28 protein-coding genes are annotated in these 26,236 nt (G+C 38.9%); 20 read left to right on the top strand and 8 right to left on the bottom strand.

Annotated features, from left to right (window positions below; genetic code table 11):
• The first annotated feature begins 11 nt into the window (after positions 1-11).
• Positions 12-245 carry a group-specific protein gene (locus M3189_RS10110; protein WP_251633818.1) on the top strand — a complete coding sequence of 78 codons (234 nt, stop codon included), beginning with the start codon at positions 12-14 and terminating at the stop codon, positions 243-245.
• A 38-nt stretch (positions 246-283) separates the two neighbouring features.
• On the opposite strand, the gene M3189_RS10105 is transcribed toward M3189_RS10110, so the two are convergent.
• Positions 284-991 carry a DNA alkylation repair protein gene (locus M3189_RS10105; RefSeq protein WP_251633815.1) on the bottom strand — a complete coding sequence of 236 codons (708 nt, stop codon included), beginning with the start codon at positions 989-991 and terminating at the stop codon, positions 284-286.
• Positions 992-1,155: 164 nt separating this feature from the next.
• On the opposite strand from M3189_RS10105, the gene M3189_RS10100 reads away from it, so the two are divergent.
• A complete protein-coding gene (locus tag M3189_RS10100; RefSeq protein WP_251633814.1) occupies positions 1,156-2,127 on the top strand; it encodes a cation diffusion facilitator family transporter in 972 nt (323 codons plus the stop codon).
• Between the two features lie 29 nt (positions 2,128-2,156).
• Here the strand turns inward: M3189_RS10100 and M3189_RS10095 are convergent, their stop codons facing one another.
• Positions 2,157-2,669, bottom strand: a complete 513-nt coding sequence (locus tag M3189_RS10095) for an acyl-CoA thioesterase (protein ID WP_251633812.1) — start codon at positions 2,667-2,669, stop codon at positions 2,157-2,159.
• A gap of 160 nt (positions 2,670-2,829) precedes the next feature.
• On the opposite strand from M3189_RS10095, the gene nadE reads away from it, so the two are divergent.
• The 10 genes from nadE to M3189_RS10045 all read left to right on the top strand — a co-directional run bounded on the left by nadE (position 2,830) and on the right by M3189_RS10045 (position 13,754).
• On the top strand, positions 2,830-3,645 hold the full coding sequence (nadE, locus tag M3189_RS10090; RefSeq protein ID WP_251633810.1) for an ammonia-dependent NAD(+) synthetase: 816 nt from the start codon (positions 2,830-2,832) through the stop codon (positions 3,643-3,645).
• Between the two features lie 128 nt (positions 3,646-3,773).
• Positions 3,774-4,964, top strand: coding sequence for an MASE3 domain-containing protein (locus tag M3189_RS10085; RefSeq protein WP_251633803.1), 1,191 nt, complete (start codon positions 3,774-3,776; stop codon positions 4,962-4,964).
• A 175-nt stretch (positions 4,965-5,139) separates the two neighbouring features.
• On the top strand, positions 5,140-6,567 hold the full coding sequence (locus M3189_RS10080; RefSeq protein ID WP_251633802.1) for an amino acid permease: 1,428 nt from the start codon (positions 5,140-5,142) through the stop codon (positions 6,565-6,567).
• 136 nt (positions 6,568-6,703) lie between these two features.
• The gene (locus tag M3189_RS10075; protein WP_251633800.1) at positions 6,704-7,537 is read left to right on the top strand and encodes an amino acid ABC transporter substrate-binding protein; all 834 of its coding nucleotides are present in this window, start codon (positions 6,704-6,706) and stop codon (positions 7,535-7,537) included.
• On the top strand, positions 7,524-8,219 hold the full coding sequence (locus M3189_RS10070; RefSeq protein WP_251634268.1) for an amino acid ABC transporter permease: 696 nt from the start codon (positions 7,524-7,526) through the stop codon (positions 8,217-8,219). Before M3189_RS10075 ends, M3189_RS10070 begins: the two co-directional genes overlap by 14 nt.
• Positions 8,220-8,240: 21 nt before the next feature.
• Complete coding sequence (locus M3189_RS10065; protein WP_251633798.1) at positions 8,241-8,975, top strand: amino acid ABC transporter ATP-binding protein; 735 nt, start codon at positions 8,241-8,243, stop codon at positions 8,973-8,975.
• 121 nt (positions 8,976-9,096) lie between these two features.
• Positions 9,097-9,630, top strand: a complete 534-nt coding sequence (locus M3189_RS10060) for an NfeD family protein (protein ID WP_251633797.1) — start codon at positions 9,097-9,099, stop codon at positions 9,628-9,630.
• Between the two features lie 14 nt (positions 9,631-9,644).
• Positions 9,645-11,159, top strand: coding sequence for a flotillin family protein (locus tag M3189_RS10055; protein WP_251633796.1), 1,515 nt, complete (start codon positions 9,645-9,647; stop codon positions 11,157-11,159).
• Between the two features lie 530 nt (positions 11,160-11,689).
• Positions 11,690-12,400: a response regulator transcription factor gene (locus M3189_RS10050; RefSeq protein ID WP_251633795.1), complete on the top strand. Its 711-nt coding sequence runs from the start codon at positions 11,690-11,692 to the stop codon at positions 12,398-12,400.
• Positions 12,378-13,754, top strand: a complete 1,377-nt coding sequence (locus M3189_RS10045; RefSeq protein WP_251633794.1) for a HAMP domain-containing sensor histidine kinase — start codon at positions 12,378-12,380, stop codon at positions 13,752-13,754. Before M3189_RS10050 ends, M3189_RS10045 begins: the two co-directional genes overlap by 23 nt.
• Positions 13,755-13,800: 46 nt before the next feature.
• On the opposite strand, the gene M3189_RS10040 is transcribed toward M3189_RS10045, so the two are convergent.
• Genes M3189_RS10040 through M3189_RS10025 form a run of 4 tightly spaced genes read right to left on the bottom strand, consistent with a single transcriptional unit; the run spans position 13,801 to position 17,091 of the window.
• Positions 13,801-14,574 carry an ABC transporter ATP-binding protein gene (locus M3189_RS10040; RefSeq protein ID WP_251633793.1) on the bottom strand — a complete coding sequence of 258 codons (774 nt, stop codon included), beginning with the start codon at positions 14,572-14,574 and terminating at the stop codon, positions 13,801-13,803.
• Positions 14,571-15,269, bottom strand: a complete 699-nt coding sequence (locus M3189_RS10035) for an ABC transporter permease (RefSeq protein WP_251633792.1) — start codon at positions 15,267-15,269, stop codon at positions 14,571-14,573. Before M3189_RS10035 ends, M3189_RS10040 begins: the two co-directional genes overlap by 4 nt.
• Before the next feature lie 23 nt (positions 15,270-15,292).
• Positions 15,293-16,159 carry a substrate-binding domain-containing protein gene (locus M3189_RS10030; RefSeq protein ID WP_251633790.1) on the bottom strand — a complete coding sequence of 289 codons (867 nt, stop codon included), beginning with the start codon at positions 16,157-16,159 and terminating at the stop codon, positions 15,293-15,295.
• A complete protein-coding gene (locus M3189_RS10025) occupies positions 16,153-17,091 on the bottom strand; it encodes a substrate-binding domain-containing protein (protein WP_251633788.1) in 939 nt (312 codons plus the stop codon). The genes M3189_RS10030 and M3189_RS10025 overlap by 7 nt, the downstream gene beginning before the upstream one ends.
• A gap of 241 nt (positions 17,092-17,332) precedes the next feature.
• On the opposite strand from M3189_RS10025, the gene M3189_RS10020 reads away from it, so the two are divergent.
• Positions 17,333-17,995 carry an FMN-dependent NADH-azoreductase gene (locus M3189_RS10020; protein WP_251633786.1) on the top strand — a complete coding sequence of 221 codons (663 nt, stop codon included), beginning with the start codon at positions 17,333-17,335 and terminating at the stop codon, positions 17,993-17,995.
• A 41-nt stretch (positions 17,996-18,036) separates the two neighbouring features.
• Here M3189_RS10020 and M3189_RS10015 read toward each other — a convergent pair whose 3' ends face one another.
• Positions 18,037-18,819: an undecaprenyl-diphosphate phosphatase gene (locus M3189_RS10015; protein ID WP_251633785.1), complete on the bottom strand. Its 783-nt coding sequence runs from the start codon at positions 18,817-18,819 to the stop codon at positions 18,037-18,039.
• A gap of 164 nt (positions 18,820-18,983) precedes the next feature.
• Between M3189_RS10015 and M3189_RS10010 the strand changes: the two genes are divergently transcribed.
• Positions 18,984-19,760: a DUF4931 domain-containing protein gene (locus M3189_RS10010; RefSeq protein WP_251633784.1), complete on the top strand. Its 777-nt coding sequence runs from the start codon at positions 18,984-18,986 to the stop codon at positions 19,758-19,760.
• Between the two features lie 136 nt (positions 19,761-19,896).
• Complete coding sequence (locus M3189_RS10005; RefSeq protein ID WP_251633783.1) at positions 19,897-21,066, top strand: FtsW/RodA/SpoVE family cell cycle protein; 1,170 nt, start codon at positions 19,897-19,899, stop codon at positions 21,064-21,066.
• A gap of 45 nt (positions 21,067-21,111) precedes the next feature.
• Here M3189_RS10005 and M3189_RS10000 read toward each other — a convergent pair whose 3' ends face one another.
• The gene (locus M3189_RS10000; RefSeq protein ID WP_251633782.1) at positions 21,112-22,080 is read right to left on the bottom strand and encodes an ABC transporter substrate-binding protein; all 969 of its coding nucleotides are present in this window, start codon (positions 22,078-22,080) and stop codon (positions 21,112-21,114) included.
• A 260-nt stretch (positions 22,081-22,340) separates the two neighbouring features.
• Between M3189_RS10000 and M3189_RS09995 the strand changes: the two genes are divergently transcribed.
• The 5 genes from M3189_RS09995 to M3189_RS09975 are packed head-to-tail and all read left to right on the top strand — an operon-like array spanning position 22,341 to position 26,221.
• Entirely contained in the window at positions 22,341-23,345 is a 1,005-nt protein-coding gene (locus M3189_RS09995; RefSeq protein WP_251633781.1) for a FecCD family ABC transporter permease, read from the top strand.
• The gene (locus tag M3189_RS09990) at positions 23,342-24,397 is read left to right on the top strand and encodes a FecCD family ABC transporter permease (protein WP_251633780.1); all 1,056 of its coding nucleotides are present in this window, start codon (positions 23,342-23,344) and stop codon (positions 24,395-24,397) included. Before M3189_RS09995 ends, M3189_RS09990 begins: the two co-directional genes overlap by 4 nt.
• 25 nt (positions 24,398-24,422) lie before the next feature.
• Positions 24,423-25,244 (top strand): ABC transporter ATP-binding protein, encoded by an 822-nt coding sequence (locus M3189_RS09985; protein ID WP_251633779.1) that lies wholly within the window; start codon positions 24,423-24,425, stop codon positions 25,242-25,244.
• Entirely contained in the window at positions 25,237-26,016 is a 780-nt protein-coding gene (locus M3189_RS09980; protein WP_251633778.1) for an IucA/IucC family C-terminal-domain containing protein, read from the top strand. Before M3189_RS09985 ends, M3189_RS09980 begins: the two co-directional genes overlap by 8 nt.
• Positions 25,976-26,221: a DUF2573 family protein gene (locus M3189_RS09975; RefSeq protein ID WP_251633776.1), complete on the top strand. Its 246-nt coding sequence runs from the start codon at positions 25,976-25,978 to the stop codon at positions 26,219-26,221. The genes M3189_RS09980 and M3189_RS09975 overlap by 41 nt, the downstream gene beginning before the upstream one ends.
• Positions 26,222-26,236: the final 15 nt, after the last annotated feature.

The following is a 26,236-nucleotide window of genomic DNA, read 5'->3' as shown; positions in this document are numbered from 1 at the left end:
AGGTGATCACTATGAGTGAATGTAAACTGGACCACACAAAAGAAGATGTAAGAAATAAGTATGAATCACAAGCAGGATTTCTACCAGAAGAAATGAAGACTTTATTTAATCAATTTTTTTCCGAGGAGCATACCCAGGACCTATTGAATGAAGTGTTTCATCTGTTGAAAAAATATGATTTAGCTTCTGATGAAGAAAGAAATACAAGAAATAACCGACTGCTTTTAGTATTGAAGAACTTATAAAGTAGTGAAAACCCCCATGGATGATGGGGGTTTTCTATTTAGCAAATGGCCGTTTTCTTCTTTATACCGATTTTATCTCTCTCGGCAATTTTATTGATATATTGTGTTGCTACTGGTACTTTACATGCGGTGTTACCGACATTTACATGGACTTTCCCAATCTTGTCTGCAACTAAGATTGCTTCTTCATGCAATTCCTTCACATATGCTCCTACACCAATAACAAAGTTATTCATTGCATAACGAACACGGTTCCGCTCCTGGTGAATAGTTGATTCTATTTGCTTTAGCCTGCTTCGAATTTCATCAATGTCCAACTTTTCATCAGGATTTATCGAAAGATAGTTTGAATATGTATTCCAGCCGCATACTGCTGTCATTTCTTCAGGTGAATCCATCCATTCTCGTGCAAGTTCAAGGGCATATTCACTTTCTGCTGCAACCCCTGCAACCGTATATTCGGCAAGCATATACCAATATGCTTTTTTAACCCAATTCTGTAGCGTTTCCTTTTTGATCAATTTCGGATCTACAGAAAGTCCAGCTAAGTACATGGCATCATGATTCCCTGTATTATAAAGTGCCAGTGCAAGTTCATAGTCCTTTTTCACATACTTTACGAGCTTCTTTAAATCGCCTATTTTAACTCCAAAGAAAGGCTCCTGTACCCCATGGTTCATATAGATATTTTTCGTTTGCTCTGACCCCAGTTCCTCAAGCTTACTCATCACTTCTTCTACCTTCATTCCCATCCTCCTCAACAATCAGTATATCCCTTTGTATTACTTATTCTACCAGCAATTTTATCAATTGGGAAAAATTCACTAAATAGGAAGGGAGCTATTTTCATGAAAGTATCTTTTTTTGAAAATAGTAAAGATATCTAAATGCGTGAGAAAGTAGGGGTATAATGGGAGAATTATTTAGATTATTACGAAAAGGTAATAAATCAGCATTGATTGCAGCAATCGTTAATACAGTCATTTCCATCGCTAAAGGTGTTGCCTATATGTATACGGGTAATGTTGCGATGTTTGCGGAAACGATGCATAGTCTAGGAGATGCGGCTAACCAGTTTTTTGTTTTTATTGGTTCTGCCCTAAGTAAGAAGTCACCAACCGACCGATTTCCAAATGGCTTTGGCCGATTGGTTAACTTAGTCTTATTAGGAGCAGTATTAATCGTTGGAATTATGGCGTTTGAGACCATCCAAGAAGGTTATCACCATATCTTACATCCGGCACAATCAGAGGGATTCTTAATAAATATAGGAGTTCTGGCATTTGCCCTGATACTTGAAATGTACGTTCTTTATAAGGCAATGAAGGAAGTGATGCATGAGGTCGGAGAAGAAGTAAACGGTCTTAGTGTCATAGTAAGAAGTTTCACCCATTTAGGTAGAGCTAAGCCGGCAACAAAGCTTGTTTTCATGGAAGATTTAGTGGCAACGGGAGGCGGCCTGCTGGCGATCATTGCAGTCATAATTTCCCATTTCACTGGAATTCTTTGGGTTGAGGGGGTTGCTTCGATCCTTATTGGCGTAATGATGTTCTTTGTTGTCGGCCGAGTCTTTTTGGATAATGCAGCGGGTGTTCTCGGCAGGGCGGATGAGGAAATGGAAGAGAAGATTGGTCAATTAGTGATGTCTGATCCTGATGTTAAAGATATCCAAGACCTTGCGGTTATAAAAGAAGGAGAAGATTTACATGTGGAATTGGAAATTGAAATAGATCCTAGTCTTACGATAGCAGCAGCAGATGATATTAAAGACCGGTTACAGGAGAAAATCATGGCAGAAAAAGGCGTCGTTGATGTAACGATTGAGTTTGATGAAGAAGATGGAGTGAGGACGTGGAACGGTAGTCCTGCGGTCAAAAAATAAGATAGGCTAGCTAAAAAAGCAGCCTATCTTCATTCCCAAGGTTTTTCGGTTGTAAAATAACTTGCGAGTTCTTTACTGTTTTTGCGGTGCTCTTTCCGTTTTTCGGCTCTAGCTTTTCCTGTTTCAAACAGTTTTTTTTCTTCTTCCGTTTCGGGAAAAATCTCAGGAACCTTACTTGGTTTTCCATCTTCATCCAAAGCAACAAAGGTTAAAAAAGCAGTAGCAGCAATTTTTCGATTACCTGTCATTAAATTCTCTGCAATTACTTTGACGAAAACCTCCATTGAACTGGTCCCAGTCCAGGTAACGAAAGATTCAATACAAACAGAGTCTTGTTGCGTAATCGGACTTAAAAAATCTACAGAGTCTGTTGAGGCGGTAACAACTTCTTTTCTTGCATGTCGGACAGCCGAAATGGAGGCAATCATGTCCATGTCACTCATTAACCTGCCACCAAATAAGGTATTATGATTGTTTACATCATTCGGAAAAATTCTGCCTGTCCTAACCACTCTTGATTCATTACAAGTTTTTGGGTTCATTTTATTCCTCCATAATCTGTGATAGCTTATTTTGAGCTGAAAACCAATTCTATAATCATATCATTTGTTGAGGCAGGGAGTAAGATTTTAAGAAAAAATTAAATAATTATGGTAAATTACTTATTAGCATATAAAAAGATTGGAGGTTTAACTAGAAACCATGCAAAAAGAAATTATCCAGACTTTGAATGTAAAACCTGATATTAATCCTAAGGAAGAAATAAGAAATCGAATCGACTTCTTAAAAAGCTATTTGTTAAAAACAAAGGCGAAGGGGTACGTTCTAGGAATTAGTGGAGGACAGGATTCAACACTTGCAGGACGGCTTGTACAATTAGCGGTTGAAGAACTTCGCCAAGAAGGAAACGATGCTATATTTATCGCTGTTCGTTTGCCATATGGGGTCCAGCGGGATGAGGACGACGCAGTCAAGGCAATGAAGTTTATCCGGGCAGACCGGGAGTACACGTATAATATCCAAGATGCGGTTGATGCTGTTCAATCCCAGTATAATGCTGCTAATCCAGCCGATTCATTAAGTGATTATCATAAAGGCAATGTGAAGGCAAGAATGAGAATGATTGCTCAATATGCTTTTGGAGGAATGGAGAACTTGCTCGTTATTGGCACCGACCACGCTGCCGAAGCGGTTACAGGTTTCTTTACAAAACACGGTGACGGAGGAGCGGATGTGCTGCCTTTAAGCGGATTAACGAAACGTCAGGGCAAGGCATTGCTTAAGGAGCTAGGGGCAGAAGAAAGCCTCTATCTGAAAGTGCCAACAGCGGATTTGCTTGATCAGAAGCCTGGTCAAGCGGATGAAACAGAACTAGGGATTACTTATGATGACATCGATGATTACCTAGAAGGAAAACCGGTTACACAAGAAATCGCAGAAAAAATTGAAAAACGCTATCTTGTAACAGAACATAAGCGACACCTTCCTGCGTCCATGTTTGACCAATGGTGGAAATAAAAAAAGGGGATTTTCCCCTTTTTTTTTATTAAAAGATTCATAAAATTGATATAATTTGACCGATTATATTTACACTCCTCTTTTATAATTAGATTTAAACAAATCATGATAAAAGGGATGTGGAAAATATGAATAGAAAGATGACGGAAACTAAATTCCTCCTCTATACAGTAAGTGCCATTTTTCTACTGATGATGGTTCGTATTTTCTTATCACAAATTTATACCGTTTATGACACCAAAAACTATGTAGGTATACACTCCGTATTAGAGATAACCTGTATTGCTATTTCTATAACTATCTTTCTGTATGGACTGAAAATGTTCAGTGCCACGAAATCACTTCGTTTGCTGCTTTTATCTTTCACCTTTTTAACAATCGGAATAATTGATTTACTCCATACCCTCTCATACAATGGAATGCCTTTTTTTATCACAGCCAGTTCTGTCCAAAAAGCAACCTGGTTTTGGATTACGGCCAGGGTCATCCAATCGATATTGATGTTAACGTTAATTCTCCTTCCTGATAGGAAAATAAAGAAAGATTATCGATTTTTATCCGTCACCTTAGGGTTATTACTTGCAAGCACCTTCGGATACATAATAATTGCCTATGAGAACGTTCTCCCCTTGCTAGTAATAGAAGGTAAGGGTACTACCTTATTAAAAAATGGTCTGGAATACGGTGTAAGTTTTATATTATTTATCTCACTGATGGTTGCCTTATATCAATATTACCTAGACAAAAAGGAAGACAAATTATTTTTCGGGTTAGCTTTTGTCTTTTTGCTTCTTACCGAACTCATTTTTACAATCTACCAAAGTGTGTTTGATCTGGATAACTTTTTAGGTCATATTTATAAAGTCTTTGGTTTTTACTTTATCCTAAAAGGATTTTATTTCTCTGAGTATGATAAAGAGGAAAAATCCAATTCTATGAGTGACCAACCAGGGTTATTTTTTTGTTTGAGGAAAATTGGAGCACGGTTTGTTTGTATGAATATTGATGGTGAACTGCTCAAGGAATTTGCCTATTCACAAAAAGAATTGGCAGGAGTACCGATTTCGAAAATTCTGCCAGCACTGGATGCATACATTAGTGACTATTGTCATTTATCAAAGAAACTTCAAGAAAGTGTTACCTTTGAAATACAATGTCAGGATAAAGTATTATTAATTTCCATAAAACCAACTGTTGACGAAATTGGCCAAGATGTTATACTAGGAACGGCGATGGACATCTCGGGAGTATTTCCCCGAAAGTTCAATTCAAAGCAAATCAGGCAAGAAGAAAATACAAATGTAAAAATAGTAATGTAATCATATTAAAGGATTACCTTGCTATTTTTTTTATTGGTTAAGTATTTCTGTGTGATATATTTTCCATTGACTATGGTGACATAGCCTTTTATAATTATTTTGCTAATATAATAATTATACACTTTTGTAGTTTTTTATAAAAATATGCACCAAATCTCGAGTAGGAGGTTACATCTTGGGGAATTCAAATAAATTAGGTTTTTGGGTCTTAACGGCACTTGTTGTTGGTAACATGGTCGGTTCAGGTATATTCATGCTTCCACGCTCTTTATCAGAAGCCGCCAGCCCTGCTGGAGTAATGTTAGCTTGGCTTTTTACTGGAATAGGTGTACTAATGATTGCACTTGTATTCGGAAACCTTGCAATTCGGAAACCAAATCTGACGGGTGGACCACAAATATATGCAAAAGAACTATTTAAACCAGGATCAGATAGCTCTATCCTATCAGGATTTATGGCTTCTTGGGGTTATTGGATTGGAAACGTAGCTGGAAACGTTGCGATTATTACTACGTTTGCTGGATATTTATCAACCTTCTTTCCTGTCTTAACGAGCCAAGCGGAATGGTTTACAATTGGCGGATATTCCTTGAAAGTGGGTAATGGGTTAACCTTTATTGTCTGTACCATTCTCTTATGGGGTACACATTTTATCATATTACGAGGATTAGAAAGTGCTGGAAAGTTAAATTTTGCTGCCACAGCAGCAAAGGTGACGGGATTCTTACTATTTATCATTGTAGGGCTTTATACCTTTGATAAAACAAACATCTTACCAATGGTTGAAACTAGATTAGGTGATTCAGGACAAACATTTGGTTTAATGTCACAAGTGAACAATGCGGCATTAGTAACGTTATGGGCTTTCTGTGGGTTGGAATCAGCGGTAGTATTTGCGTCACGTGCGAAAAGGAAAATTGATGTAAAGCGAGCTACGATTGTTGGACTTTTTATCGCTTTAGGTATTTATATTGGGATTAGTACACTCGTAATGGGGATGTTAGATCAAAATACTCTTATCAGTTCGGAAAAGCCATTGATTGATGCGATACAAACCGTTTTAGGACCGGTTGGCGGGAAAGTATTAGCGGCAATTGGATTGGTTAGTTTATTTGGTTCCACAATTGGCTGGGTGATGTTAAGTGCTGAAGTGCCTTATCAAGCGGCAAAGCAAGGATTATTTCTTCCAGCTTTCTTAAAAGAAAACAAAAAGGGCCTTCCAATCTTTTCACTAGTATTGACAAATGGTATCGCTCAGATTTTTATTTTCTCAACCGTATCTAAATCGATTTCAGGCGCTTTTGATTTTATCATAATCATTGCAACTTTAGCTTATTTAGTTCCTTATTTTATTGCTTCTGTTTATCAGTTGAAATTGGTTATTAAGGGTGAAACCTACAATAATAATAAGTCAAGAATGATTGATGGGATTATTGCAGCAGTTGCAACCATATATTCGGTTTGGGTTATTGTATCAGGAACCTCCGATTTAAAAACCTTTATATTAGGGATTGTCCTTTTATCTAGTGGAATCTTCTTTTATGGTTCGCTTAAGAAAAAGCGAGCTAGGGAAAAGGAACAAAAAGCGTTATTATCTGCATAAACATTGCACCTGTCAGTTCTTCTTAAAGGGATTCCTTTAAGAAAACTGACAGGTGTTTTACATTTTAATGAGTAAAAAGGGAACGATAATTTTAAGGAGTATCTGTATGGTCTAACTTATATAGGAGGTAACCGACATGAAGAAACTTTTGGTTGTATTTGCACTACTACTCAGCCTTCTTTTGCTTATGTCAGCTTGTGGTAAAGATGATGAGGCGAAGAAGGATAATAAAGAAAACAATAAGACAGCAGAAAAGGCAGATGATAACGATTTACTTGCAAAGGTTAAGGATGAAGGCAAGCTACTAATCGGGACAGAAGGTACATATGCACCATTTACTTTTCATGATGAGAGTGGAAATCTTACCGGATTTGATGTGGAAATCTCGAGAGAAGTTGCAAAGCGCATAGGAGTTGAACCTGAGTTTAAGGAAACACAATGGGATGCCATATTTGCCGGGCTCGATGCCAAGCGGTTCGATATGATTGCGAACCAAGTTGGAATTAGGCCAGATCGACAGGAAAAATACTCTTTCTCCGATCCCTATATAACATCAGCTGCAGTTTTGGTTACACACAAAGATAATGATAAAGTAGAGGCTTTTGAAGACATAAAAGGTTTAAATGCCGCACAATCATTGACAAGTAACTATGGAGAGATGGCTAAAAAGTATGGTGCAAATTTAGTCAGTGTCGAAGGCTTTACACAATCAGTGGAACTTCTTGCTTCCAAACGTGTGGATGTTACGATTAACGATCGGATTTCGTTTTTAGATTATACAAAGCAAAGGCCAGATGCACCGATTAAAATTGCCGCGACAAGTGAAGATGCATCTGTAAGCGGACTTATGTTTAGAAAAGACAGTGATACACTAGTAGATGAGGTTAATAAGGCATTAACTGAAATGATAGAGGACGGCACCTATAAAAAAATCTCTGAGAAATGGTTTGGTGAAGATGTACTTAAGTAGTATTTTTGCTGACCCAGAGAGAACGGCTCGATTAATTGACATAGCTCAAAGTTCCTTTCTGCCCCTTTTGAAAGGGGCTATTTTTTATACAATTCCCTTAACCATTATTACTTTTATTGTTGGCATGGTATTAGCGATAGTAACTGCCTTGGCCAGAATTTCCCATGTGAGGATTTTTCAAATAATCGCAAGAATCTATGTTTCGGCTATCCGCGGGACGCCGTTATTGGTACAACTATTCATCATTTTTTATGGGCTTCCAACTTTAGGAATTATTATTGATTCCTATTTAGCGGCAGTGATTGGATTTTCTTTAAGTGTCGGAGCCTATACATCTGAAATTATTCGTGCAGCAATCCTTTCGACACCAAAGGGACAGTGGGAGGCCGGCTACTCCATTGGAATGAGTTACTCCCAAGTGTTAAGAAGAATTATCCTGCCACAGGCAGCAAGAGTTTCCCTTCCGCCGCTTTCAAACTCTTTTATTAGTCTCGTGAAAGACACTTCTCTTGCATCTCTTGTACTTGTATCTGAGATGTTTCGTAAGGCACAAGAAATTGCAGCGAGCAATTATGAATTTTTATTGGTCTATTCTGAAGCTGCGCTAATCTATTGGGTCATTTGCTTTATCCTTTCCGTTATTCAACAAATGTTAGAAAAGAAACTAGACCGTTACGTGTAATAGAAGGGAGGGTCCTTAAAGGTGATTTCCATTCAAGGATTATATAAGCAATTCGGAAAGTTAGAGGTTTTAAAAGGGATTGATTTAGAGGTGGAAAAGGGCAATGTAGTAGTGGTGATTGGGCCATCTGGCTCGGGGAAAACAACCATGCTTCGTTGCTTAAATATATTAGAAACACCAACGAAAGGCGTTATTTCCATTGAGAGCCAAACACTTGATTTCTCAGGTACTGTACCGAAGAAAAACATTGCAGCGTTTCGCCGCTTAACCGGTATGGTGTTTCAAAGCTATAACTTGTTCCCTCATAAAACTGCGCTTGAAAATGTGATGGAAGGACCTGTAATTGTAAAAAATGAGAACAAGGAAAGCGCTCGTAAAAAGGCTCAGACCTTATTAGAAAAGGTAGGGCTCGGGGATAAAATCGATTATTATCCTGTACAGCTCTCAGGGGGGCAGCAGCAAAGGGTTGGAATTGCGAGAGCATTGGCCATGGATCCTAAGGTAATGCTGTTTGACGAACCCACTTCAGCTCTTGACCCGGAGCTTGTGGGTGAAGTGTTAAAAGTCATGAAGGACCTTGCGAATGAGGGGATGACGATGATTGTCGTAACACATGAAATGCGCTTTGCTAGAGAGGCTGCAGATGAGGTTATTTTTATGGATCAAGGTGTTGTGGTCGAAAGAAACAAACCTGAAGAAATCTTCACTAACCCAAAAGAGGAACGGACAAGGAAGTTTTTAAATATGATTCAATAAGTGCTATGGCAAATGTCATAGCACTTTTTTCATTATTTTGATAAAATTTTCTTATAAATGTGAAACTTTTCCATTATTGGAACGTATTAAAGTTGCATACATAAGGAAGGGAGTGGTGCCGATGGAAGTATTCAATCTGCCATTAGAAACGATTTACTTATATGGATTAATTGGTTCAGGTATTTTAACCATTTTGTATGTATTCTTTGCTGACGTTATTCATTTTGACGGACCAGATTTTCTTAATCCCGTGATTATCTTTGCATTTGTCACTATTTATTCGGCAAGCGGGTATTTATTTGAGAAGCTTACTGCACTACATTATCTAGCAATCTTAGGAATTTCAGCAATTATTGCCTTAATACTTGTAACTTTTTTGAACGTTTTCATTCTAGTACCCTTGTCGAATGCCGAAGAATCACTCGTTTACAAAGAAAGTGATTTAAGAGGCAGGATTGGAACCGTAATTACAGCAATTCCAGAAGATGGTTATGGTGAAGTAATAATTGAAAGTATAAGCGGAAGAATTGCAAAACCAGCGACAAGCTTCGATCGTGTTGAGATTGCGAACGGCACGAATGTGCTTGTGGTTGATATAAAAGATGGGGTGCTTCAAGTGAGCTCTCATCAAGAAATAGAGACATATTTACTTTAGGGGAGGTTGGTTAGATGGAATTAAGTTTTTGGATTGTTATTGGGATTGTTGCATTTATTTTAATCGCTTTAATTGGTGTTTTTATCACGAAGTATCGGACAGCGGGGCCGGATGAGGCACTGATTGTTACGGGAAGTTTCTTAGGAAACGGCAGTGTACATGTGGATGAATCAGGCAATAAAATCAAAATCATTCGCGGCGGCGGTAGCTTCATTTTACCGGTGTTTCAACAGGCAAAACCGCTGAGCTTACTTTCAAGCAAGCTTGAGGTAACAACACCTGAAGTGTATACAGAGCAAGGCGTACCTGTTATGGCAGATGGTGTTGCCATCATAAAAATTGGCGGCTCGATTAGTGAAATTGCCACGGCTGCGGAACAATTCCTGGGTAAGGCAAAGGAAGACCGAGAAAATGAAGCCAAAGAAGTTCTTGAGGGCCACTTACGTTCTATCCTTGGTTCGATGACGGTAGAAGAAATATATAAAAACCGTGATAAATTCTCACAAGAGGTTCAAAGAGTTGCTTCACAGGACTTAGCGAAAATGGGATTAGTTATCGTTTCCTTTACCATTAGGGATGTTCGCGATAAAAACGGATACCTGGATTCTCTTGGTAAACCTAGAATTGCCCAGGTTAAACGAGATGCTGATATTGCAACGGCTGAAGCTGATAAAGAAACTAGGATTAAAAGAGCAGAAGCTGCAAAGGAAGCAAAGCGTTCTGAATTAGAGCGTGCTACTGAAATTGCGGAAGCAGAAAAAATTAATCAGTTAAAAGTTGCAGAGTTCCGCCGTGAGCAAGACAGTGCGAAAGCACGGGCTGACATGGCCTATGAGTTGGAAAGTGCAAGGTCAAAGCAGGAAGTGACGGAGCAGGAAATGCAAGTTAAAATTATTGAAAGACAGAAACAAATCGAACTAGAAGAAAAAGAAATTCTACGTCGTGAACGCCAATACGATTCTGAAGTGAAGAAAAAAGCGGATGCGGATCGATACTCCGTTGAACAGGCGGCAGCAGCAAATAAAGCCAAACAAATTGCAGACGCTGAAGCAAATAAGTATCGGATTGAAGCAATGGCAAAAGCTGAGGCAGAACGAGTTCGACTTGATGGTTTATCCAAAGCGGAAGCCCAAAAAGCACAAGGTACGGCAGAGGCAGAAATTATTCGTCTGAAAGGTTTGGCAGAAGCAGAAGCGAAGGAAAAGATTGCAGAAGCCTTCGAACAATTCGGTCAAGCAGCGATTTTAGATATGATCATGAAAATGCTTCCTGAATACGCGAAGCAGGTTGCCAGCCCGCTTGCGAATATTGATAAAATTACTGTAGTAGATACAGGTGGTTCAGGTGAGAATGGAGGAGCCAATAAGATTACCGGTTATGCCACAAATCTTATGGCTACACTTCAGGAGTCTCTAAAAGCCTCAAGTGGTATTGATGTGAAAGAACTAATCGAGAACTACTCAGGAAAAGGAAACGTAAAACGAAGCATCGAAGAACTCACAGAAACAATCAAAAAAACCGACGACTAAACAGTAAAGATCCTTATCCAAATGGTAAGGATCTTTTTTCGTAAAGGCTGTGTTAATGTATACTGTTGCTTTTAGAACCTGTTGATTTGAGCGGAAGGCGCTCGACTCCTCGAAAATGCTATCGCATTTTCTTCGTGCGTGGGCAGATTCGAGGATGTAAATCAATGTCCTGCGGGATGAACGAGCTGAGTGAGACCCCGCAGGCGCGAAGTTGCGAGGAGGCTCACCGGCGAGCCCGCGGAAAGCGTAGCGCCTGGAGCGCAAATCAACAGCCTAGTTTAACACGGCCATCGTAAAAAAATTAGGGCTCCCAAGGGGGAACCCATATGTAAAAAAGAGAGATTAAAATTGGGAGGAGCAAGTTGGTTAATACCATGTATAAACCTAAGAGAATTAAGAACTCTTTCATTGCTACAGGTACATCTTATCGAGAAATATTGTAGATGTTATGAAGAAGTTGTGATGAATTTGTGAAGATGAAAAAAGCGATTCCCCAACATGATATATTATAGTTAAGGGGAGTGAGAACGATGAAAATATTACTAGTTGATGATGAAAAAAGAATACTAGAAGTTCTCGAAGCCTATCTCGAAAGAGAAGGTTATGAAATTCATTGTGCTGATAATGGAATAGACGCCTTAAAAAAGGCGAAAACAATAAATCCAGATTTAATTGTATTAGATTTAATGCTTCCGGATATTTCCGGTGAAGAGGTATGCCGCCTAGTAAGAAAAGAATCGGATGTTCCGATTCTGATGCTGACGGCCAAGTCTGCGGAGGATGACCGCATAAACGGAATTGTTATGGGTGCAGATGATTATCTAACAAAGCCATTTAGCCCGCGGGAAGTAGTGGTAAGGGTGCAGGCCATCTTAAGAAGAGTGAAGAAAACTGAGAAGGTTGAACGAATTGAATTTAATAACAAACAACTGAAAATTGACCTCAGTAAAAAAGAAGTTACGGTTAAAGGCCAGGATGTTATTTTGACACCAATCGAATATAAACTGCTTACCAATATGGCACTTAATCCGGGAAGAGTATACAGTCGAATGGATTTGCTTGAAAAAATCCAGGATGAAGGAATGTATTACGAAGGCTATGAGCGTAGCGTCGATACCCATATTAAAAACCTTCGAAAAAAAATAGAGTTGGATTCTAGGCAGCCGCTGTTTATCCTAACCGTATTTGGGATGGGGTATAAATTTGGAGGGGTGCTAGATGTTTCAAACACTGCGGTCTAAAATTCTCTTTTATCTTCTTCTCAGCTCGATGATTGGAATACTCTTTGTCAGCTTTTTTATGCAGTGGGGGTTCGAAGAGAGTTTTAAGAATTATTTAGATCGTAATCGTGATAAGAAAATTGATAGAATCATTACAGAGATTGAAAAGGGCTATCAGAAAAATGGACATTTTACTAGGGATCCGGTTTTTGGTTTCCTTCATGAGCATGCAATGACCGACCAGCTTTATTTCGATTTGTATGATAACCGAGGTCAATTGCAAATGGGGACCTCAAATATTGTTGGTTACTTGAATAGCCTAGGGTTGACCGAACCCGAGCCAAATGAAGAGGAGTGGCATTCTGCCTCCTATACTCTCAGAGTAGACAATAAAGTGATTGGTAAACTTGAAGCTATTTACCCGGTAGGCTTAATTGATGATGAGTACAATTTTTTACAAACGATACAGTTATACATTTATGCAGCTGTTTGTTTAACGATATTATTATCAATCATATTTAGTATGTTATTTTCTAAAAAGTTAACCTCCGGATTAAATAAAGTTTCTTTTGCAGCGAATGAACTTCAGCAGCATAATCTATCGATTCGTATTCCATTATCTGGATTACCCACAGAGGTTAAGCAGCTTGCGATTTCATTTAACAATTTAGCAGAATCCTTGGCAAAGGGTGAAATGTTAAGAAAACAATTTACTGGCGATTTAGCTCATGAACTTCGGACGCCGCTTGCCACGTTAAGAAGTCAAATCGAGGCCTACCAGGATGGGATTTGGGAGCCAACACCAGCACGATTACAATCAAGCCATGAAGAACTCATGCGATTGGTAAGGCTAGTGAATGAGCTAGAGAAGCTGCTCGCAGCCGAAAATCCACAAATTAAATTGGACAAAGTAGAGGTAGAGGCAGGTAATGTTCTTTTAGCATTATGGGAAATGTTTGTACCTCTGTTTAAACAAAAAGGTGTACAGCTTCATATCGAAGAGCCCGAGAAGGAACTGTTTTTCCCTGCTGACAAGGATCGTTTAATGCAAATTCTCTCTAACGTGTTGAATAATGCCCTAAAATATACGCTAGAAGGAAAGAACGTCACCATCTCCGTATTAATGGAAAAGGAAGGGTATGTTGGTTTTAAAGTCGAGGATGAAGGGTCAGGGATGGCTGAAGAAGACATTCCGCATATATTTGAGCGCTTTTATCGTGGGGATAAATCACGTGATCGAAAAACAGGAGGCGCTGGTATTGGACTTTCAATCGTGAAAGCATTAATGGAGGCTCATAAAGGGGTCATTAAAGTTAAAAGTAGGGAAAATAAGGGTACAAGTATCATCCTTTGGTTTCCGGAAGAAGACGATTAAGAGAAAAGCTGAAGCGCCTTGGCGCTGAAGCTAGACAAAAGGGCCGCTATCTCATTAGGGATAGCGGCTTTTGGTTGTTAGAGTGTAAGGGATAGAATTTCTTCCATTCATTTAGGAAAGGAGAAGTCTCTGAATTGGGATGTTCAAGGACTCTCTGGGTAGGTCCATACTGCTTGATTTCGCCCCTGACGATAATCGTCAGAGTATTTGTTAGATAATTGATTTCCATCAGGTCGTGACTAACGAAGGCAGTTGTCGTTCCTGAACCTTCAATAATTCCTTTAAAGTCATCCATTAATTTAATTTTTGTTGGAAAATCTAGTGCTGAAAAAGGTTCATCAAGGAAAAGTATTTCTGGCTCAACAATCATTGCTCTTGCAAGGTTTACACGCTGCGCCTCACCGCCTGAAAGGAAATGGGCATTTTTTTTTGCAAGATGGCTAATTTGAAATTGATCCATCCATAAAGCAACCTTTTCCTTAATGACTGCTTTTGGAACCTTTCTAAGCTTTAAACCAATTGCAATATTTTGAAAAACAGAGCCTTCTAATAGTAGTGATTGCTGTAAGGCGACTGAGAATTTCCTCCGCAATTCAAGTGAGGGAGTTCCATTTGGAACAGCTTGCCCGCGGTATAAAATCTCACCACCACTTATACTATCAAGCATGGCCATTACTTTAAGCAAGGTACTTTTGCCAGCACCATTAGGACCCATGATTCCAAGAAATTCACCCTCTTGAATCTTAAAATGAGGGATGGCTAGAATACTTTTTGAATTTGCCTGATAGCTAATGTTTCTAAGCTCAATCAATGGATTCATGATATTCCCTTCCTTTGCTGTAAAAGTGTTAGAGCTGCTGTTATTAATAATGCAACACTTAATAAAATGAAGGATATCGCAAGCGCGACATCAAAGTTCCCTTTGGATACTTCCATGACAATAGAAGTAGTTAGTATTCGTGTATCTCCTTGAATATTTCCTCCTACCATCATTGCTGCTCCAACCTCAGCGATAACACGGCCAAAGCCCGCCATAATCGCAGCAACAATGGCAATCTTCGTTTGTTTTAGAAGCAGCGCTATCGTTTGGATTTTCGTAGCACCGAGTGCTTTTATTTGTAAAAGCATTTTATCGTTAATCTGTTGAAAAGCCGAGCTTGTTAAGCCTGTCACGATTGGCAGGGAAACTAGCACTTGTGCCATGACAATCGCCGTTGGAGAATAAAGCAATTGTAAATGTCCCAGCGGACCAGAGCGCCACAGAACAAGAGTAATCCATAACCCAGCAACAACCGGGGGTAAGCCCATGCCAATATTAATGAGCACGAGGATTACTTTTCTGCCTTTAAACTTTGTAAGACCAAGCAGCATTCCCAGCGGCAAGCCAATCAGGGAACTAATCAAGATGGCCATAAAGCAAACTCTAAGAGTCAGCCACGTTATTTCGAGAATCTCTTTATCGCCCGTAAGAATCATCTCGATTGCTTTACGTAATCCATCAATAATTAGTTCCATCCTGCCCTACATCCTTCCGCAGCCTATTCTGTATATTTAAAGAATAAAGATTGGCCGTAATCTTCCTTACCGAAACTTTCAATTACATCTTGCGTTTCACTATCAATCATAAATTCTACAAACTTTTCTGCGTCAGAGCTGTTAACCATGTCGTGCTTTTCTGGATTAACCTGCATGACATGGTAAATATTCATTAAGTCTTTACCACCTTCAACAACAATTTGCAGGTTTGTTAAGTTCTTCTCTTGAGCTAACCATGTCGCACGGTCGGTTAAAATATACCCATTCTTTTCGTTAGCAATTTGTAAAGAAGCCCCCATACCTTGACCAGTCGAGATATACACATCGCCAGCAGGTTGGATATTTACTGCAGTCCATATACCAAGTTCTTTTTTATGTGTACCAGAGTCATCGCCGCGAGTGACAAAATTAGCTTTTACCTCTGAAATGGTTTTGAATGCTGCGTTAATATCCTCACCGCTAACATTTGCGGGATTATCTTTTGGTCCTACTAAAATGAAGTCATTGTACATAACTCGCTTACGATTGACAGCGTCACCACTAGTCACTAGTTCTTCCTCTGATTTAGGTGCATGAACTAAAAGGACATCAGCCTCACCTTTTTTACCCATTTCTAATGCTTGACCCGTACCGACTGCAATCGTTTTTACTTTTACATTGTTTTCTTCTTCAAAGATTGGCAGTAAAACATCTAATAAGCCGCTGTCCTGCGTGCTTGTAGTTGTTGCAAGGATTAATTCAGTTGGTTCTGCCTTTGGTTCTACCTTCTTCTCTGGAGTGGATTCCTGCTTCGTTTCTGTGTTCCCGCATGCTGCTAGGAAAAGAAGTATGAATACAAATAGTGTAGCAAAAAAACGATTTTTTAACATAGTGTTTCCTCCATTTTACTAGTTTTAAAGATTACAGTACCTAAGTCTTCGATAGTATAGCCTTCTAAATCCGTTAAACTGCTTTTGAATTCAGGTGACTGCAGGTAGTTAATTATGTTAATAAGATTTTGCTTGTTTTCATTTGTAAACCGGAACACTAGGTCAAATTGTTCCTTTGCAATTGGAATGAAATCAAGTCCAAGATGGCTTGCTGCTGATTGAATTCCGAAAGCGACATCCGCCATCCCGCGGCTAATATAAGAAGCCGTAGAAAGGTGGTTCCATTCCTCATTACTGTAGCCGTTTATATTAGTTGGAACGATTCCATTTTTTGCAAGCATAGAATCTAAAAGAAATCTTGTCCCAGCGCCTTTTTGACGATTAACGAACTGTACATCTTTTCTAGTGAGATCAGTAAAGCTTTCAATCCCTTTTGGATTACCCTTTGCGACAATAAAGCCTTGCTCCCTTGAGACAAACCGGATAACGGCAATGGATTCATAAACAAAAAGTTGATGAATAAATGGGAGATTGTATTCCTGAGACGCTGGATCTAATAGATGGATGGCTGCGATGTCAGATTGACCACGATAAAGCATCATTAACCCTTCAAGGCTGCCTATGTAGGTTGGCTGAATTTGCAGCTGCAGGTCTTGGGCAGCTTGTTTTACTAAATGCTCGACTAGAAAGTCATGGCTTCCGGATAGCGAGATAGGTTGGGAAGTCTGTGTATTTGGCAAAGGGTCCTGCATTTTTTTTGTAGGAGCCTTTGTGCTCTCCTTGTATCTTTCAATCTCTGAATGTTCAATCCTCATTTTATTTCCAACTTTAAAAGCCTGAAGGTCGCCCCGTTTAATTAGTTCATAAACCGTATGTTTAGAGATTTGGAAGAACTGAGCAACCTCGTCTGGTGTATATGCTTTTCCTTCCATTCTTCGTACCTCCTTCCTAATGGCAGTTTTAATATAAGGCAATTATATAATGTAGACTGTGATTATTGTTAAGTTTTGTTGAGTTCCGTTGAGTTTTATTTAGAATTGTCACTTTTTGTTCATTTTCACTATAAAAAGTTCACACTTTTTTCATAAACGTCACTCTTTGTTCATTAGTGAACAAGGGAGTTTGTTGTACTATATGTATAGACGAAAAAATATTAAAAGGGATGGGGATTAAATGTCTAAACTTCTATACATTACCGTTAACCCGAAAAATGATATAAAGCTTTCAAAAGGGATGCAGCTTGGCGAGGCTTTTCTTGAAGAGTTTAAAAAACAAAAGCCTGAAGTCGAAATTGAAAATATGCACTTATATGATATGGATATCCCGCAAATTGATATGGATCTATTATACGCTCGTGCAAAATTATCCTTTATGGGCAAGACCTTTGATGAACTTACAGAGGGAGAACAAAAACAAATTACAGCGATGCATGCTTTAGCAGACCGCTTTATTGCAGCTGATTATTATGTATTTGTTACTCCAATATGGAACTTTGGTTCACCTGCCATTTTAAAAGCTTTCCTTGATAATTTATTTATTGTGAACAAGACCTTTGTTAATACGCATGAAGGTGCAAAGGGATTACTTACAAATCGTAAAGCACTTCATATTCAAACACGCGGTGGAATTTATTCAACAGGCCCAATGACCGAATTTGAATTCGGCGATCGTTTCTTAACGAAAGTACTTGGATTCTTAGGAATGGAAGTAATGCCAACCGTATACGCTGAAGGAATGGATCACTTCCCGAAACAAGTACCTGAAATTATGGCAAAGGCCAAAGAACAAGTCATCGAAGCAGCAAAAGAAATGGCGAAAGAAACCGTTACCGTTTAATACAACAAAAATGCGACTCGAGAAAATCGAGTCGCATTTTTTTAGAATTTCCCTGTAAATTGGAAAAACAATACCGCAATGCCCAATATCCAGACATAAATGGCAAAAGGTTTTAAGGAGTGCTTCTTTAAAAATCCAATCATCCACTTTACTGCAAAATAGCCGAAAAGGGCAGACGATAGGATTCCAACAATCAACGCAGATAATGAAATCTCTTCACCTGCACCGCTAAATAAATCCAATGATTGAAGAACGACTGCCCCCGCAATGGCGGGTGTTGATAACAGAAAGGAGAAATAGGCAGCTGTTTCACGGTCTAACTTTCTCCATAAGGCTGCCACAATCGTGAACCCGGAGCGTGATATCGCAGGGAATATTGCAGCGGCTTGAAAGGATCCAATGATCAGGGCATCTGTATAACTAATATCATCCATCTTTTTATAGCCGTTTTTTGCTGAATCGGCAATCCAAAGAAACAAACCAGTTATCAAAAATTCCCAACCAATAGTAACTCCAGTCTTCGAAATCTCCTCAAAGTAATCCTTAAAAAGCAAACCAATCACAACAGCTGGGATGGTTCCAACGATTAACAGGAAGGTAAGCTTGCTAAAGGGATTTTTAATTATCTTAACAAACTCGTCCTTATAGAAGACAAAAACAGCCAGCAAAGTACCAACATGCAGCATGGTATCAAGTAATAGTCCGGCTTCCTGTAATCCAAATAAATTGCGTCCTAAATACAAATGTCCCGTACTGCTGATTGGCAAAAATTCAGTTAACCCCTGAATAATCCCTAATATGAATGCTTCTAATTTACTTAACATATCCATCCTCTCTTTCCGCAGCAAAAGCCTGTACATTGTAAAGATATGCATGGATTCCAACAAATAGCCAAGAAAATTTTATAGATTACGAAGTCAAAAATAGTGCAAAAGGGGCCGAATCTCCCATAAAATAGAGATAAGTACTTTGGAGAGGAGCTGCAAACTTGAAGAATAGCCATCTACATTTTGATACTTCAATAGGAGTAAAGAAACCAGAAAGTATAAGAAATAAACAGCAGGCATGCCCTTTTTGTGCGCGCGAGGAGTTAACAAATCTGATTGAAGTAGATGGACCTATCATTCTTTTGAAGAATAAATATCCTGTATTAGAGAATGCCTATCAAACGGTATTAATCGAAAGTGATGATTGTCATGGTGAATTATCTACCTATGAACTTCCATTTCTACATAAACTGCTCCAGTTTGCCTTAAGGAATTGGCTGGAATTAGATAAAACGGGAAAATATGAATCCGTGATATTATTTAAAAATTATGGACCATTGTCAGGGGGGACCATCGCACATCCCCATATGCAAATAATTGGTTTACATGATATTAACTATAAGGAAAATATAGCGGAGGAAGTGTTTGAGGGGATTGTTATCGAGGAAAAAGATGGGGTCAGTTTGACTTTATCGACAAAGCCTAAGGTCGGCTTTTATGAATTTAATATCGATATGGATGATTCCAGCTACAATGAAACCTTTGGAGAGCATCTTCAAAAATCGGTTCATTATATTCTAAATAACTTCCCATTTAAAGCCAGCAGCTATAATCTCTTCTTTCATCATTATAATAGAAGAATTTATGTTAAAATTGTCCCCAGGTTTGTCACGACCCCTCTTTATATCGGCTACGGGATACCGCAGGTTCCTAATAATTTACATTGGATGGCAGATGATATTAAAAGTAAATACTTCTCTGACAGTGGAAGTGCCTAAAACTAGGCGCCTCCACTTTTTTGCATATGTAAATTAAACCAATCTTAGGTTATAAGTTGTACTTTGAACTTTTAAAAAATATAATGAGATAATGTACAAGTTCCTTTTGAGGCTGTGACATTAAGGAGTGTGAATGATGACATCATCTACTAATACAACTTCAAAACTTGATTATAGTCTTGTTTTTATATTAATTTTATTATTTCTAGCTAGCTGTGCATCGATTTATAGTGCACAGGCAAGCGGTCAATACGACAGTAACTTCCTTATAAAGCAAATTATCTTTTATGGAATTGGGTGTGGAATTATAGCAGCCGTAATTAGGCTCGACTCCGACCAGTTAAAAAAGTTAACCTGGTATGCTTACGGAGTAGGAATATTTCTACTTGTTCTTTTAATTATTGCGCCAGAAAGCATTGCCCCGGTGATCAATGGAGCGAAAAACTGGTTTAAGGTACCTGGGATTGGTTCACTTCAGCCCTCAGAGTTTGTCAAAATTTTTATTATTTTAGCGTTAGCAAAAGTCATTGAGGATCATCACCAAAAGAACCCAGTTAAAACGATTGCTACTGATTTTTGGCTGCTCATAAAGCTTGGCATCGTCACCATGGTTCCCTTAATACTTATTATTAAGCAAGATTTAGGGACATCGCTCGTATTCTTAGCGATTCTTTTAGGAATGATTTTTATTTCCGGAATAACATGGAAAATATTAGTACCAATATTTTCAGTTGGGACGGCCCTTATTTCGGTCATTTTTTATTTTGTATTGCTAAAGCCAGAGATTCTTGAAAAATATTTAGGTGTGAAGCAGTATCAATTTAGCCGTATTTATTCCTGGCTGGATCCCTATAACTTTCAAAGTTCAGCGGGTTACCAGCTGACACGATCACTCTTAGCCATTGGCTCCGGTCAAACGGGTGGTAAGGGATACGGGAATAGAGAAGTGTATCTGCCTGAAAGCCATACCGATTTTATCTTTAGTGTAGTGGGAGAAGAGTACGGCTTTATTGGTGCAAGTGTGCTCGTGAGTTTGTTTTTCTTGTTGATTTATCATATTACTAAGGTTGGCATGGAAACAAAGAATAATTTTTATACGTACATTTGTGTTGGCGTCATCAGTATGATTACCTTCCACGTCTTCCAAAATATTGGAATGACGATAGGAGTTCTGCCAATAACGGGTATACCATTGCCGTTTATCAGTTATGGTGGAAGTTCGTTAATGGGGAATATGCTGGGGCTGGGATTAATCTTCTCAATTCGCTACCATTATAAAAAATACATGTTTTCAACATCTGCATAAAAATAGCGCAGGGACTGAGGTCCTCGCGCTATTTTTATTATAAATTTATTTCTTTAAGAAGATTTTTTCGATATCATCTAACATTAAGTTGGCTGCAAGTACACCGCCAGCGGTATTCCAAATGGTGTCACTAACTTTGTGAACTTCACCTTTTTTGGCTACTTCAAGGTTTTTGAATAGTGGGTCAGCAATCCATTCTTTTTCTAGCTCAGAGCCTTTTCCATCACCTGTTTCGTAAGTGAAGTAGAAGAGGATATCACCTTCCATTGCTGGAATTCGTTCTTTGGTTACATTTCTTTCAGCAAAATCATCGACATTTTGACTTTCAGGACGGGCAAATCCAAGGTCGCCTAAAATAACACCAGAGAAAGTATCTTTGTGATAAATACGGACTTCACCTGCCATAAAACGAACCATTGAAACCTTCATATTTACTTTATCACCAAGCTGATCTTTTAAATCAGCAATTCGGTTATTGTACTTATCCAATACTTCTTTCCCTTTTTCTTCCTTGTTCAAAGCTTTTGCGTAGAGTTCGAAGTTTACTTTCCAGTCACCGCGAAGTGTCTCGGCAAATACAGTCGGGGCGATGGCGTTTAATTGATTATAGATTTTTTCTTGTCGCATTTTATTCCCAATAATCAAGTCAGGCTTTAATGCAGCAATGGCTTCAACATTTACTTCACTTTCAACCCCAACTACTTGCGTGTCTTTTAATTGATCCGCAATATGATCATACCAAGGGTCACCTGTAAAGGATTTTACTGCACCAACAGGAGTAACTCCCAAAGCTAAAAGGGCTTCCGTTCCTTCATTTGTTAAAATGACTACTCTTTCAGGAGTACCTTTAATCGTTGTTGATCCCATGACATGTTCAATTGTATAACTGGTTTCTTCTGTTGTCTTTGGTGGTTCTTCCTTTTCCGTTGTTTTCTCTTCCGTTCCACCGCATGCCGCCAATAAGAAAAGAGCGATGATGGAAAGGAAAGTTAAAAGCGTTTTTACGTTTTTCATTTGAGTATGTATCCTCCCTGTTTTTAAATGTTAATGATAATCATTTTCAATTACAAATTAATAATAAAATGGATATAGGATGTTGTCAACGATTTCAATACAAATGATTTTCAAAATTAATGACACTCTTTAAGATATATGGGGCAAATAAATGAAAATGGTTATCAGCCTCATTGACAATCATTATCAATTGCATATAAACTTAAGGTAAAAGTAAAGCGCATTTATTCATTAAATATGTTCAGAAAGGTTTTAAACAAATGCTTTTAAAAAATAGTGCATTAAGATGGGGTGGATTACTAACCTCCGTCCTCTTATTGTTATTCTTCATGTGTGCTAGCATCATTTTTGGCTATACCGAAACAACATTACGTACGGCTATCGATGCCTTTACCCATTATAATGGCTCAAATGAACATATTATTATTCAAACCGTTAGACTTCCACGAGCCCTTATTGCTGCTGCTGTGGGTGCAAGCTTGGCGATTTCAGGGGTATTAATGCAAACGCTAACCAAAAATCCGCTGGCCTCTCCAGGTATATTTGGGATTAATGCAGGTGCAGGCTTTGTAGTCGTGGCAGCTATCACTCTTTTTTCTGTTTCAAGTCTGCAGGCATTTAGTGGACTCGCCTTTCTAGGAGCAGCGATTGCTGCATTAAGTGTCTACGCCATTGGGTCCGTTGGCCGTGAAGGGTTAACACCAATGAAACTGACATTAGCAGGTGCAGCGATTGCCGCAATGTTTTCATCGTTTACGCAAGGATTACTTGTGATTAATGAGGCTGCACTTGAGCAAGTATTGTTTTGGTTAGCAGGCTCTGTTTCTGGACGCAAACTAGAGACACTCGTTTCTGTTTTGCCTTATTTGGGAATAGGATGGATTTCTTCCATATTGATTGCCGGGAAAATGAATATCCTCTCAATGGGGGAGGATGTAGCAAAAGGACTTGGTTTAAAAACTGGACTTGTAAAAATTTGTGTTGGCGTGATTGTTATATTACTTGCAGGCGGAGCAGTATCTGTTGCAGGTCCAATTGGTTTTGTCGGAATTGTTATTCCTCATATAACTAGGTCTATCATCGGCATAGACCATCGCTGGGTCATTCCATTATCAGGAATCCTAGGAGCTATTTTACTAGTAGCAGCTGATATTTCAGCGAGATATGTCCTTATGCCCTCTGAAGTGCCAGTTGGGGTCATGACAGCTATCATCGGAACTCCATTCTTTATTTACATAGCAAGAAAGGGGTTCAACGCACGATGAGTAAATACAAAAGTATTCGCTTTATTAATGGAAAAATATCCTTTTTACTTGATCGTAAAGCGGCCCTTACCTTTTTTGCACTCTTTTTAGTTGCTTTTACACTGTTTGTTGTCAGTACTGCAATTGGGGAAATGAAAATAAATCCACTTACCGTTTTAAAAGTATTTGCAGGCAGTGGACCTGAGATGGAAACACTAATCATAACTTCCTTTCGTCTGCCCAGAATCATTATCGCATTAATTGTTGGAATTTCATTGGCAGTTGCAGGTGGAATCCTACAGGGGATGATTCGAAACCCTCTGGCATCACCGGACGTACTGGGTATTACCGGAGGGGCAAGTGTAGCAGTAGTCGCTTTCCTTGCTCTTTTCTCGGATGAAAGTAATGCGTTAACGGTAAGTATTAATTGGCTGCCCTTAGCAGCGTTTTTAGGTGCTGGAGTTGTTGCTTTTTTAGTTTACTTTCTGGCTTGGAAAAATGGGGTATCCCCAATAAGACTCGTCCTAATTGGGATTGGAATTTCAACCCTGATGCAAGCGTTAACCACGTTAATGATGATTATGGGACCGATTTATCAGGCAAGTCAGGCAAATATTTGGATAACGGGTACAGTTTATGGATCCAATTGGAATAATGTCGTCACATTGCTACCATGGGCAGTCGTGTTTCTAATTATTGCTTTTGCTGCCGCTAGAACGATTAATATCCAAGAACTCGGGGATGAGGTTGCGACAGGTTTAGGTAGTAAGATTCAAAGACAAAGATTCTTCTTATTGATGATCAGTACTGCTTTAATCGGCGGATCAGTTGCTTTTGCGGGAGGAATTGGATTTGTCGGATTAATGGCGCCACATATGGCAAGAAGATTGGTTGGGTCCTCATTCGGAGCATTACTTCCGGCAGCGGCATTAATCGGCGGAATTCTCGTCATGCTCGCTGATTTAATAGGCAGAACGCTGTTTTCCCCACTGGAAATTCCTGCAGGCGTTTTTACCGCAGGAATTGGTGCACCTTATTTTATATACTTACTTTTTAAAACTAGAAATGCTTAAGAATAAAGCTAAAGGGGTTGGGAACATGAAGAGTGTAATTGAAACGAAAAATCTGTCACTTTCTTATGGGGAGACACTGATAATTGATGAGTTGAATTTAAAAATTCCTCAAGGTGAAATTACCGTGTTTATTGGAGCAAATGGCTGTGGAAAGTCGACTCTTCTTCGTTCGATTGCCCGCCTCCTTAAGCCTAAGTCGGGTGCCGTTATACTAGAGGGAGAAGCCATTGCTAGGCTTTCCACGAAAGAGGTAGCCAAGAAAATGGCGATTTTGCCACAGTCACCGACAGCACCGGAAGGGTTAACCGTTCTTCAGCTTGTAAAACAAGGACGCTATCCGCATCAATCATGGTTAAAGCAATGGTCAGAGGAAGATGAAAGAAAGGTCACTGACGCCTTAAAGGCTACCAGACTAGAGGACTTGAAAGAGAGAACGGTTGATTCTCTTTCAGGCGGTCAAAGGCAGCGTGCGTGGATAGCGATGACCTTGGCACAGGATACAGATGTGATTCTTTTAGATGAACCAACGACCTATTTGGATATGGCACACCAAATTGAAATTTTGGACCTTCTTTTTGAACTCAATGAAAAGAGAAAAAGAACGGTTGTAATGGTCCTGCATGACCTTAATTTGGCCTGCCGCTATTCACACAATATTGTTGCCCTAAAGAGTCAGAAGGTATATGCCCAAGGAAAGCCTGAGTACGTAATCAACAGCAGCACTGTCAAAAATGTATTTGGCATGGATTGTGAAGTGACAATGGATCCTTTATTCGGAACACCTCTTTGCATTCCTTACGGAAAAGGAAGAAGTATCCTTCATAAGGCGGCCGTGTCCAATGGGTAATATCCTAGTAGAAAATAATCTGAGTGCATTACAGAAATATAGACTTAGACCTGAGACAAGTAAATCATTTAACGTTGGAAAATTAGTTGATAAGGCTTTTGCAATTGACTTCATGAAAAATTTAGCTTTAACAATTGGTGCGCCTTCAGAAAGAACAGCTGCCTCCATTTTTATTAAGCGATATGCATTTATAGCCGTTATTTCCCTTTATGCAATGACGACAGCTAATAGAAAACTGAATTTATCTTTGGACAATATTGAAATGGAAGAGGCGGAAAGCGGGAAAGACTGGCTGCCAATGATTTCATTAAAGGATCCTTCCGTCGAAGAATGGAATGGTGAAGACCGGAATGAATGGCGAAAAGGTGTTTATCGTGACCTGTTTGCTAATAATATCTATCCCCTCATCGAGCATTTTGAGAAAACATTTAAGGTCTCGAAACTAATTTTGTGGGAAAATATCGCTGTCTATCTTTTCTGGCTTTATGAGACAGAGTTAAAGGATAGCGAAAATCCAAATGCTCAAAGTGATTTCAGTTTCTTAATCATGGAAGCGGAAGGTAACCTGTTTGGAAGCTACCACCTAAATCCGATTACAAAGTATTATTCCGAAAAGAATTATCCAGCTGAGATAAGAATCAGAAAAACATGTTGTTTTACCTATCAGCTTGGGTCAAAACGCTGTAAAACATGTCCTTGTACGCATATTGCTAAGGATGGAGTGTGTTATGATGGAGAAAATATTTGCGGAGCAGTTCGAAGCATTACTTGAAAAATATAGTGAACTGCTTGTGGGGGAGTCTAGTGAGCAAACGAAGGAAAAAGTAAAAATCTGGGCTTTATATACCCATATAGCAAAGTCAATGCCTGCATTGGCGAAGCACTGGAATGAACTCTATCCAGAGGCTAAGCAAGAAATGAAAGAAATCATCAGTGAAATAAAAATCCTTAATGAAAAACATAGACAGTCAAAATGATATACAATGAAATGA

Source organism: Neobacillus niacini (assembly GCF_023715415.1).
GTDB classification, from domain to species: Bacteria; Bacillota; Bacilli; order Bacillales; family Cytobacillaceae; genus Neobacillus; species Neobacillus niacini_C.
This window is presented reverse-complemented; position numbering and strand designations above follow the sequence as displayed.

Excerpts from the sequence above, each read along its gene's own strand:
- M3189_RS10110 (WP_251633818.1), top strand. The coding sequence starts at position 12 with ATGAGTGAATGTAAACTGGACCACACAAAAGAAGATGTAAGAAATAAG.
- M3189_RS10105 (WP_251633815.1), bottom strand. The coding sequence starts at position 991 with ATGAAGGTAGAAGAAGTGATGAGTAAGCTTGAGGAACTGGGGTCAGAG.
- M3189_RS10100 (WP_251633814.1), top strand. The coding sequence starts at position 1,156 with ATGGGAGAATTATTTAGATTATTACGAAAAGGTAATAAATCAGCATTG.
- M3189_RS10095 (WP_251633812.1), bottom strand. The coding sequence starts at position 2,669 with ATGAACCCAAAAACTTGTAATGAATCAAGAGTGGTTAGGACAGGCAGA.
- nadE (WP_251633810.1), top strand. The coding sequence starts at position 2,830 with ATGCAAAAAGAAATTATCCAGACTTTGAATGTAAAACCTGATATTAAT.
- M3189_RS10085 (WP_251633803.1), top strand. The coding sequence starts at position 3,774 with ATGAATAGAAAGATGACGGAAACTAAATTCCTCCTCTATACAGTAAGT.
- M3189_RS10075 (WP_251633800.1), top strand. The coding sequence starts at position 6,704 with ATGAAGAAACTTTTGGTTGTATTTGCACTACTACTCAGCCTTCTTTTG.
- M3189_RS10070 (WP_251634268.1), top strand. The coding sequence starts at position 7,524 with ATGTACTTAAGTAGTATTTTTGCTGACCCAGAGAGAACGGCTCGATTA.
- M3189_RS10060 (WP_251633797.1), top strand. The coding sequence starts at position 9,097 with ATGGAAGTATTCAATCTGCCATTAGAAACGATTTACTTATATGGATTA.
- M3189_RS10055 (WP_251633796.1), top strand. The coding sequence starts at position 9,645 with ATGGAATTAAGTTTTTGGATTGTTATTGGGATTGTTGCATTTATTTTA.
- M3189_RS10050 (WP_251633795.1), top strand. The coding sequence starts at position 11,690 with ATGAAAATATTACTAGTTGATGATGAAAAAAGAATACTAGAAGTTCTC.
- M3189_RS10045 (WP_251633794.1), top strand. The coding sequence starts at position 12,378 with ATGTTTCAAACACTGCGGTCTAAAATTCTCTTTTATCTTCTTCTCAGC.
- M3189_RS10040 (WP_251633793.1), bottom strand. The coding sequence starts at position 14,574 with ATGAATCCATTGATTGAGCTTAGAAACATTAGCTATCAGGCAAATTCA.
- M3189_RS10035 (WP_251633792.1), bottom strand. The coding sequence starts at position 15,269 with ATGGAACTAATTATTGATGGATTACGTAAAGCAATCGAGATGATTCTT.
- M3189_RS10030 (WP_251633790.1), bottom strand. The coding sequence starts at position 16,159 with ATGTTAAAAAATCGTTTTTTTGCTACACTATTTGTATTCATACTTCTT.
- M3189_RS10025 (WP_251633788.1), bottom strand. The coding sequence starts at position 17,091 with ATGGAAGGAAAAGCATATACACCAGACGAGGTTGCTCAGTTCTTCCAA.
- M3189_RS10020 (WP_251633786.1), top strand. The coding sequence starts at position 17,333 with ATGTCTAAACTTCTATACATTACCGTTAACCCGAAAAATGATATAAAG.
- M3189_RS10015 (WP_251633785.1), bottom strand. The coding sequence starts at position 18,819 with ATGTTAAGTAAATTAGAAGCATTCATATTAGGGATTATTCAGGGGTTA.
- M3189_RS10005 (WP_251633783.1), top strand. The coding sequence starts at position 19,897 with ATGACATCATCTACTAATACAACTTCAAAACTTGATTATAGTCTTGTT.
- M3189_RS10000 (WP_251633782.1), bottom strand. The coding sequence starts at position 22,080 with ATGAAAAACGTAAAAACGCTTTTAACTTTCCTTTCCATCATCGCTCTT.
- M3189_RS09995 (WP_251633781.1), top strand. The coding sequence starts at position 22,341 with ATGCTTTTAAAAAATAGTGCATTAAGATGGGGTGGATTACTAACCTCC.
- M3189_RS09990 (WP_251633780.1), top strand. The coding sequence starts at position 23,342 with ATGAGTAAATACAAAAGTATTCGCTTTATTAATGGAAAAATATCCTTT.
- M3189_RS09985 (WP_251633779.1), top strand. The coding sequence starts at position 24,423 with ATGAAGAGTGTAATTGAAACGAAAAATCTGTCACTTTCTTATGGGGAG.
- M3189_RS09980 (WP_251633778.1), top strand. The coding sequence starts at position 25,237 with ATGGGTAATATCCTAGTAGAAAATAATCTGAGTGCATTACAGAAATAT.
- M3189_RS09975 (WP_251633776.1), top strand. The coding sequence starts at position 25,976 with ATGGAGAAAATATTTGCGGAGCAGTTCGAAGCATTACTTGAAAAATAT.